Origin of the sequence: Herbiconiux sp., assembly GCF_023264895.1 — a bacterium.
Taxonomy (GTDB): Bacteria; Actinomycetota; Actinomycetes; order Actinomycetales; family Microbacteriaceae; genus Herbiconiux.
Window position 1 is genome coordinate 1 of the sequence record NZ_JAHFUY010000007.1, and the last position, 9489, is coordinate 9489.

The 9489-nt window shown below is 70.0% G+C and carries 4 protein-coding genes; 2 read left to right on the forward strand and 2 right to left on the reverse strand.

Going from position 1 to position 9489, the window contains the following annotated elements:
* A partial coding sequence (locus tag Q0D57_RS00720) for a LamG domain-containing protein (RefSeq protein ID WP_291036674.1) occupies positions 1–1271 on the reverse strand: 1271 nt, incomplete at its 3' end.
* Positions 1272–1474: 203 nt separating this feature from the next.
* On the opposite strand from Q0D57_RS00720, the gene Q0D57_RS00725 reads away from it, so the two are divergent.
* Positions 1475–6847: an immunoglobulin-like domain-containing protein gene (locus Q0D57_RS00725; protein WP_291036675.1), complete on the forward strand. Its 5373-nt coding sequence runs from the start codon at positions 1475–1477 to the stop codon at positions 6845–6847.
* A 103-nt stretch (positions 6848–6950) separates the two neighbouring features.
* On the opposite strand, the gene Q0D57_RS00730 is transcribed toward Q0D57_RS00725, so the two are convergent.
* Positions 6951–8327, reverse strand: coding sequence for an HNH endonuclease signature motif containing protein (locus Q0D57_RS00730; protein WP_291036677.1), 1377 nt, complete (start codon positions 8325–8327; stop codon positions 6951–6953).
* Between the two features lie 195 nt (positions 8328–8522).
* On the opposite strand from Q0D57_RS00730, the gene Q0D57_RS00735 reads away from it, so the two are divergent.
* Entirely contained in the window at positions 8523–9338 is an 816-nt protein-coding gene (locus Q0D57_RS00735; RefSeq protein ID WP_291036678.1) for a TSUP family transporter, read from the forward strand.
* Positions 9339–9489: the final 151 nt, after the last annotated feature.

Genomic DNA, 9489 nt, shown 5'->3' on the forward strand with positions numbered 1-9489 from the left:
CCGGAGGCGGAGACCACGGCGTCGACGGTGCCCGTGACGGGCTCGCCCGCTGCGGTGCCGGTGCCGGTGCCGGTGCCGGCTGCGGCCGTGACGGTTCCGTCGGCGGCGATCGCGATGCCCTGCGCGTTCTGCAGGGTCACCTCGGTGCCCTCGGCGGGCTGCGGGAGAACGGATCCGGAGGCGACCACGGGAGGCAGCACGTAGCCGGCCGAGACCGCGTCGAGGCGCTCCTCGTCGCTGGTCGGAACGACAGTGATGGTGATGGTGTCGGTCGCGGTGACGCCGCGCACGCTCGCGGTGGCGGTCGCGGTCACGGTGGCGGGACCGTCGGCCTCGCTCGGCTGCACGACGCGGCCGTCGGCGCCCACGATCGCGGGGTCGGAGGTGGTCCAGCTCACGCGGCCACCGGCGGTCGGCAGTGCCACGTAGTTGCCGTCGACCTCGAGGTCGGTGAGGGCGAGTCCGTCGAGGACCGCCTGGGCGGCGGCGGTCATCTCGTCGGCGTGGATGGCGGCATCCGTCTCGGAGACGGCGGCGACCTCCTCGGCGGCGAGAGCACGGTCGTAGACGCGGAAGGTCGACACCTCGCCCTTGAAGAACGGGTCGGGCCAGGGCGAGCGGCCGATGGCGTTGAGCGACTGGTCGGTGATGGAGGCCGGGGTGAGTGCGGTGGCCGCCTGGGCCACGCGCACGCCGTCGACGTAGAACGAGATCGTGCCGGCCTCGCCGTCGACCACCGAGGTGAGGCTGTACCAGCGGCCGGCGTCGAGCGCGGATCCGCGGGCGTTGATCTCGCCGGGGTTCGAGGAGGTGGTGATCGCGGTGCGGGCCGCATCCCGCACCGAGGCGAAGTAGTAGGCGGTGGGGGCGTCGTTGCCGATGTTCCAGAGGAAGTTGAAGGTCGACTTCATCGAGGCGTCGAGGTTGACCTCGGTGGTGATGGTCGCCGAGGTCTCGCCGGCGAGGATGTCGTTCGGCAGCCGCACCCAGTTGGCGCCGCTCGTCTTGCCGCCGCCGGTGAAGGTCAGCGAGTCGCCGGTCCAGCGGGCATCGGATCCGTTCACCACGGTCGCCGGGCCCACGGCGCCGTCGCCGGTGGCCGTGTTGGGCACCTCGGCGCCGGTGGTCTGCGAGAAGACGTACTCCCCGATCAGGCCGTCGGTGGGGCGTTCGGCGGCGGCTGCGATCGCACCTCCGCCGGCGATGCCGGTGCCGATCACCGCGAACGCGGCGGCTGCGGCCACCGCGCGGAACAGGGACTTCGATTTCATGGGTCACCTTCGACTCGTCGTTGAGCGAGCGCGCGAGAGCGCCTCCCGATCGGGCCTCACCCGGCCCGGACACGGTCACTCTAACCACATCTCGGGCCGAATGTGAAGGTTCACATTTCGCGTTGACAGGGCCCCGGTCGACCTTCTAACGTTCATCGGGAGTGTCATGTGAGCGCTCACACCGTTTCTCGAGGAGGAGATCGATGTCCAGATCCACACACGCCCGAAGGTGGTGCGCCGCCATGGTGGCCGCACTCCTGGCCGGCAGCGGGGCGCAGCTGGCGATGGCCGGCCCGGCGGCCGCCAGCAGCCCGGGCAGCGCGAGCAGCATCGCGTCAGCCGGCACGGCCACCAGCACCGGCGCCAGCGCGTTCGGCGCAGCCGCATCGACGGGCGCCACATCCAGCGGTGCCACCGCATCCGGCGCCGCCGCATCGACGGGTGCCACCGCATCCGGCGCAGCCGCGCAGGCCCGCGCAGCAGCCCTGGCCCCCACCGTCGTCCCGGCCGAGCCCCCCGCAGACCTCGCGGCCGTCGCCATCCCCTCCGCCGACGACATCCGCGGCAACATCCACCTCCCCGCCACCCTCGCCGACGGCACCGCGGTCACCTGGTCGTCCTCCGACCCCGCGGTCGTCACCGACACCCCCACCACCACCCCCGAGGGCGAGATCGCCCCGGGTGCCGTCATCCGCGGCGCGGCCGACACCGCCGTGCAGCTCACCGCCACCACCGCGCCCGACAGCACCGACCCCGCGGCCGGCGAGCCGCAGTCGCGCGTCTTCGACGTCGTGGTCAAGGCGGCCGTCGCCGAGCCCGACCCCGACGGCTACATGTTCACCTACTTCGCCGGGGAGTCCACCGACGCCGGCGAGGAGATCTACTTCGGCGCGAGCGAGGGCTCCAGCCCCCTCGAGTGGGACGAGCTCAACGGCGGCAACCCCGTGCTCACCACCTCGTTCGGCGAGGAGGGCCTCCGCGACCCGATGATCATCCGCTCGCCCGAAGGCGACAAGTTCTTCATCGTGGCCACCGACCTCAAGATCTACCCGAGCGGCGACTTCGGCCGCGCGCAGCGCACCGGAAGCCTCTACCTCGAGATCTGGGAGTCGACCGACCTCGTGAACTGGTCGCCGCAGCGTCACGTCAAGGTGTCGGATGAGGCCACGGTGGGCAACACCTGGGCTCCCGAGGCCTACTACGACGAGACCATCGGCGAGTACGTCGTGTTCTGGGCCTCGAACCTCTACGACCCGGCCACGGCACCCGAGGCGCGCGACAACCTCGCCACCTACAACCGGATGATGTACGCCACCACGCGCGACTTCGTCACCTTCTCCGAGCCGCAGATCTGGAGCGACTCGCGCCGCGGCCGGGGCCTCGGCCTCATCGACTCGACCGTCATCAAGGACGGCGACACCTACTACCGCTTCACCAAGGACGAGGGCACGATGAACGTGCTCCTGCAGAAGTCCGACTCGCTCCGCGCCACCAGCGGCGACCCGATGGTCGTCACGGAGGACCCGAACGAGTGGTCGCTCGTGACGCGCGAGATCGGCCGCGGCCAGAGCTACGTCGCGATCGACGGCTCCACCCGCACCTACACCGGCGGCGAGGGGCCCACGGTCTTCAAGGACGTGCAGGACGACGGCACCTGGTGGATGTTCATCGACCAGCCCGGCTACCACGGGGGTGTCGGCTACGTCGCGTTCCGTTCCTCCGACAAGGGCCTCACCTGGCAGGCGCAGGACTCGTCGGGCCTTCCCGGCGTGCCGCGCCACGGCACGGTGCTGCCCATCACTGCGGAGGAGCAGGAGCGCCTGCAGGAGGCCTACAACACCATCGAGAGCGTCGAGACGACCTCGTTCGAGGTCTCCACGACCGCCGGTGAGGCCCCGCGTCTCCCCCGCACCGTGCCCGCCACCTACACCTCGGGCTCGACCGGTGCCGCCGCCATCACGTGGGACGAGATCGACCCCGCCGCCTACGCGACGGCCGGATCGTTCACCGTGAACGGCAGCGTCGAGGGCTTCGGCACCGCGCTCACGGCGCAGGTCACCGTCACGGAGGCTCCCGGCATCGACGAGGGTCTCGTGGCGCACTACGAGCTCGACGAGACCACCGGATCGGCCGTGGCCGACTCCTCGGGCAACTCGCGCGACGCCACGGTCGAGGGCACGCCGCAGTGGACGGGGGCCGACGGCTTCCGCTTCACAGGTGGCACCACCGCGAACGGCAACCGCATCAAGCTTCCGAACAACCTGCTCACGGGCCTCGACGAGGTCTCGGTGAGCTTCGACCTCTACGTGGAGGACGCACTGCCGCAGAACACGATGGCATTCGTGCTGGGCAACCAGTCGACCGCCAACAGCGGCTACCTGTTCGCCACTGCACGCGACTACAACAACACCTACCGTGCCGCGATCACCGCGTCGAGCGGTGGTGCGGAGCAGTCCGCCGCGGCGGCGCAGCGCCTGCCCGCCAAGGAGTGGGTGCGCGTCACCTACACGGTCGCGGGCGGCGACGCCGGGCGCCCGGGTGTCGCACGTCTCTACCAGGACGAGCGGCTCGTGGCGACGAACGCGAACATCACCACCACCCCCGGTGCCATCGGCAACGGCACGACGACCTTCAACTACCTGGGTCGTTCGTCGTGGGCGGCGGATCCGCTGTTCAAGGGACAGATGCGTGACTTCCGCATCTACGACCGCGCGCTCGACGCCGACTCGGTGAGCGAGCTCGCGGGAGTCGACGCCGACGGCGTGCTCGAGGCCGACCTGGCCGCGATCGACCTCGGCGACACCTCGTCGCTGACCTCCGACCTCACGCTGCCCACGGCATCGGCGAGCGGATCGTCGACCCTCAGCTGGTCGTCGAGCGACGAGTCGGTGGTGTCGGCCTCCGGGCGGATCACGCGCCCTGCGTTCGGCACGGAGCCGGCGACGGTCACCCTCACGGTGACCGCCACGATCGGCAGCTCCTCGAAGACGCGCACGTTCGAGGTGACCGTCGCTCCGCTGCCCTCCGAGGCGCAGCAGGCGGCCGATGACCTCGAGGCGCTCGTGCTGGCCGGCACGGATCCGGTGCTCGGAAGCCTCGAGCTGCCGGCCAACGGAACGCTGTTCGGCTCGGAGCTCACCTGGTCGTCCTCCGACCCCGCCGTCATCACCGACAGCGCGACCGCGGCCGACGGCCCGGTGGCGCCCGGTGCCGTCACGCGGCCGGCCTGGGGTGCGGGTGACACCACGGTGACGCTCACCGCCACCGCCACGGGCGGCGAAGAGACCGCCACGCGCACGTTCGAGCTCACGGTGAAGGAGTCGCCGCGGGCGACGCCGGACGAGGGCTACGGCTTCGCGTACTTCGCGGGAGCGCCCGGTGGCCAGAACACCGTCGAGGGAGAGAAGATCTACCTCGCGGCGAGTGAGGGCAATGATGCGCTGAACTGGAACGACGTCAACGGCGGTCAGCCGGTGCTCGAGTCGACGGAGGGCACGACGGGTCTGCGCGATCCGTTCATCATCCGCTCGGTCGAGGGCGACAAGTTCTACATGCTCGCCACCGACCTCTCGATCGGCAGCGGCACGCCGTGGACCGAGGCCTTCACGAACGGCAGCCGTTCGCTGGAGATCTGGGAGTCGACCGACCTCGTGAACTGGTCGGAGCAGCGGCACGTCGAGGTGGCGCCGGAGAACGCGGGCATGGCCTGGGCTCCGGAGGCCTACTGGGACGACACGATCGGTGAGTACGTCGTGTACTGGGCCTCGCGGATGTTCGCCGACGGCGACCGCGATTACGCGAACTCGCCCGGTGCGGAACTCGCGCAGATCCTCTACGCCACCACCCGCGACTTCCAGACCTTCTCGGAGCCGCAGGTGTGGCAGAAGGGCTGGGACCGCATCGACTCGACCGTGATCAAGGAGGGCGACACCTTCTACCGCTACACGAAGGAGATCGGCGAGGGCACCTGCACCGACATCATCGCCGAGAAGTCGACGGATCTGCGGGCTCCCACCATCCGTGGTGAGGAGGGTGCCTGGTCGACGGTGGCCGACTGCGTCACGAAGGAGCAGACGACCCCGCCGATTACGAACCTCGTGGAGGGCCCGACGGTCTTCAAGGCCAACCCGGGTGACGTCTCGGTGCCATCCGGCAGTGATGGGCACTACCTGTTCGTCGATGACTTCAATGGTGGTGGCTATCTGCCGCTGTTCAGCGACGACCTCGACTCGGGCTCGTGGGAGCGCGTGGAGGGTGCGGATCTGCCGCCGGACGCCAATGCGAATGCGGTGCCGCGTCACGGTACCGTGCTGAATCTGACGCGGGCGCAGTGGCTCTCGCTGCAGGGCTCGGATGCTGAGCGGATCGCGACGTCGGTGGCGCTCGCGCAGTCGGGTGATGCTCAGTCGGGCGATGCTTCGGGTCGTACCGTCACGGCGACGGTGTCGGCGGAGGACGGCCACGAGGTGGCCGGTTCGGTTCGGTTCACGGTCGGCTCGTGGACGGTGACGGCTCCGGTCGTCGCGGTCGAGGGTGTCGACGGTGCGGCCGGGTCGTTCGCGGCGACGGCTGAGCTGCCCGCTGGCCTCACCGGTCCGGCGACGCTGAAGGCCGAGTACCTCGGCTACGACACCCTCGAGGCGTCGGACTCGTCGCTCGAGCTCACGCTCGAGCCGGGCACCACGTCGGTGGATCGGATCGCGGGTGCGGACCGGTACGAGGTCGCGGTGAACACGTCCAAGGCGGGCTTCGCCGACGGATCGTCGACCGTGTATGTCGCGTCGGGTGCTGTGTTCCCGGATGCGCTCTCCGCCGCTCCGGCTGCGACGGTCGCGGGTGCGCCGATCCTGCTGACCACGACCGCCGACCTGCCTGCAGGTGTGGCGGCCGAGATCAAGCGACTCGGGGCCACGAAGATCGTGATCGTCGGTGGCACCGCCACGGTGTCGGCCAACGTCGAAGCGTCGCTGAAGAAGCTCGGCACCGTCACCCGCATCGGCGGCGCTGACCGGTACGAGGCGTCGCGGAACATCGCGAAGGCCGCGTTCCCTGACGGCGCACCCACCGCGGTGCTGTCGGCGGGCACGAAGTTCGCTGATGCGCTCTCCGCGGGTGCTGCGATCGACGGTGACGGACCGGTGATCCTGGTGAAGGGCACCGCATCCACCCTGGATGCGGCGACGAAGAAGCTGCTGGCGGATCTCGATGTGAAGAGCATCGCGATCGCCGGCGGAGAGGCCTCGGTCTCGGCAGGCATCCAGACGGATGCGACTGCGATCGCGACCACGGTGCGACTGGGTGGCGCTGATCGGTACGAGGCGTCTCGTAGCATCAACGATCACTTCTTCACCGAAGCTGATCACGTGCTGCTCGCGACGGGCCTGAAGTTCTCCGACGCCCTCGCAGGCTCGGCGTACGGACCCCGGATCGACGCGCCCCTGTTCACGGTGAAGGCCGACTGCATCCCCGCAGCGACCCTCGCCCAGATCGAGGAACTCGGCGCCACCAAGGTCACCCTGCTCGGTGGCCCGGCCTCGCTCTCCGCGGCGGTCGAGGACCTGGAGACCTGCAAGTAGCAGCCCCCTCCACCAGCGCAGACGGCGTCGAGTTCCCCCGCGGAACTCGGCGCCGTTCTGCGTCTCCCCTTCCCGCGCGCGCCATCGTGTCTGGAGCCACATCTCAGAACGGTGGGGGTTCGTCACCACGATCACCCCCCGCAGGCTGCAGTCGCCCGATCGCACGATCGAGCTGACCGGGCGGACTGGTGCGGTAGGTGGCGCCGAGAGGTGACCGCCACTCGAGGGTTCGGGACGCGGGGCCCGTGTCGGGTGGGCGGCTGACCTGCCAGCCGCCGTCGTGCTTGAGGTGGTGGTGGCTCGTGCAGAGATGGGCGAGGTTCGAAGCTGTGCTGCGGCCTCCGTTCGCCCAGTCCACGGTGTGATCGAGCTCGCATCTCGCTGCTCGGCGGCCGCATCCGGGGAACCGGCAGTGTTCATCCGCCACGATCAGCACCTCACGTAGCGCCGCGGGGATGCGGTACCGGCCGGCGGTCTCGATGACCTCGCCGGTGACGGGGTGGGTGAGCACGCGGAGAAAGGTGGGAGCGGCTGCTGCGATTCGTCGCGCAGTGTTGGGGTCGATGGGACCGTAGCCGTGTAGCTCGGCGGGTGGGTCAGCAGGGGTGGAAGTGGGCGGGTTGGAAGTGGGCGGGGCGCAGGTGGGTGGGGTGGATGTGGCTGGGGTCGTGTGTGTTGATCCGCACCCGGCCAGCACCACCGCCGGCACCGTCACGATCACACTCGGCGTGAAACCGGCTAGGTCATCGGTGCGGCCGAGGATGCGATCAGCGAGGATGTCCGAACGCAGCTGTGCCTGCGTCCGCGACTCCGCGTCGCCCCGTGCAGCGCGGGCCGCCTGATCGATCACGTTGTGAATGGCCAACGCATCCACCGCGGGCAGGTGGTGGTGGAGGGTGGCCATGCCATCCCGCTCCGCGTCCAGCCACACGGCACGCTCCTCACGGGCTAGGACCGCACGGCGGGTGATCGACTCGGGGTGGTGCACCTCGCGCAACCGGCGGGCCGCGTCGTCGAAACGGGCAGGGTTCTTCTCCCGTGCCTGGGGCAAGACCGCGTGCTCGAACGAACCGCGCGCCTCCAGAGGAAGCGATCCGGCGTGGACCACCACCGACCGGGCGTGGGCGTAGGAGACCTCGCCCGCCTCGAGAGCCGCAAGCGTCGAAGGCAGATCCGCCACCAGCGTCTCCGCATCCGCGATCAGACGGGACACCGCCCCTTCCGAACGGCGTGACGCGCATGCGACCTCTACACGCAACGACCGGCGAGCCCACTCTCGAGCTTTCGGCGTCAGCCCACCCTGCAGCAACTCCGCCCGAGACTCCGCCAGGCCGACCGCCCGCGCCAACCGCCGCGCCTGCCGGGCCTGCAGCTTTGCGATCTTGCGATCATCCCGAGCGAAGCCCGCCACCTCATCCGAGATCGCACGCTCGAGAGCATCCAGGGGCGCCCCGGGAGGTGATCCGAACGTCGTCTTCATGAGGTTTATTCAACCAGCAGCCACCGACACTGGGGTGATGAGCTGCCGCGCGCTCCGCGCTTGCCCTCGATGACCATGGTCACCAACCAAGACCACGCGCCATCCGCACCACGACCATCATCGGCAAGCGCGAAGCGCGCGGCAGCCACGTCGGCACCAACACGCGACAGCCAGCACCTCCATAGAGTAGAACCGATGACCACAGGCACCCTCTTCGGCGACATCACCATCACCGTCGCCCTGCTCGTGCTCCTCGCCGCCTTCGCCGCCGGCTGGATCGACGCCGTGGTCGGCGGTGGCGGCCTGCTCCAGCTCCCCGCGCTCCTCCTCATCCCGGGCATCTCACCTGTGCAGGCACTCGCCACCAACAAGCTCGCCTCGGTCTTCGGCACCACCACGAGCGCCATCACCTGGTACCGCCGCACGAGACCAGACCTCCGCACAGCCCTGCCCGTGGCCGGCATCGCCCTCGTGGGCAGCTACGCGGGCGCCACACTCGCATCCCTGCTGCCGGCCGCCGTCTTCAAGCCCATCATCGTGGTCGCCCTGGTGGTCGTGGCCGTCGTCACGATCGCCCGCCCCGCGCTCGGCAGCAGCATCAAGCTGCGCCATTCGGGACGCAAGCACCACCTCATCGCCGGCGTGCTCGGCCTCGTCATCGGCTTCTACGACGGCCTCATCGGACCCGGCACCGGCACCTTCCTGATCATCGCCCTCATCACGGCGCTCGGCTACGACTTCCTGCTCGCGAGCGCCAAGGCGAAGATCGTCAACGTGGCCACCAACCTCGGCGCCTTGGCCTTCTTCATCCCGCACGGCGAACTGCTCTGGGCCCTCGGCCTCGCCATGGGCGTGGCCAACATGGCCGGCGGCTACCTCGGCTCCCGGATGGCGGTCGCCCGCGGCAACCGCTTCATCCGGATCGCGTTCCTCACGGTCGTCGCCGTGCTCATCGTGAAGGTCGGCTACGACGTCTGGACCGAGAACCTCGCCCCGCTGCTGGGCGCCTGAGCACGAAGCGCGGGGCCAACCACCATAATCGGAGGACGATGACCGCCGACCCCGAGTCCACCCCCGCCGCTGCACCGGCCGCCGCCACACCCCCGCGCGCCGCAGCCGCCGCTGCGCCCGCACCTGCCGCGCCGCTGCCCGCCACCGCACC

Coding starts and splice junctions, on each gene's coding strand:
- Q0D57_RS00725 (WP_291036675.1), top strand. CDS start 1,475: ATGTCCAGATCCACACACGCCCGAAGGTGGTGCGCCGCCATGGTGGCC.
- Q0D57_RS00730 (WP_291036677.1), bottom strand. CDS start 8,327: ATGAAGACGACGTTCGGATCACCTCCCGGGGCGCCCCTGGATGCTCTC.
- Q0D57_RS00735 (WP_291036678.1), top strand. CDS start 8,523: ATGACCACAGGCACCCTCTTCGGCGACATCACCATCACCGTCGCCCTG.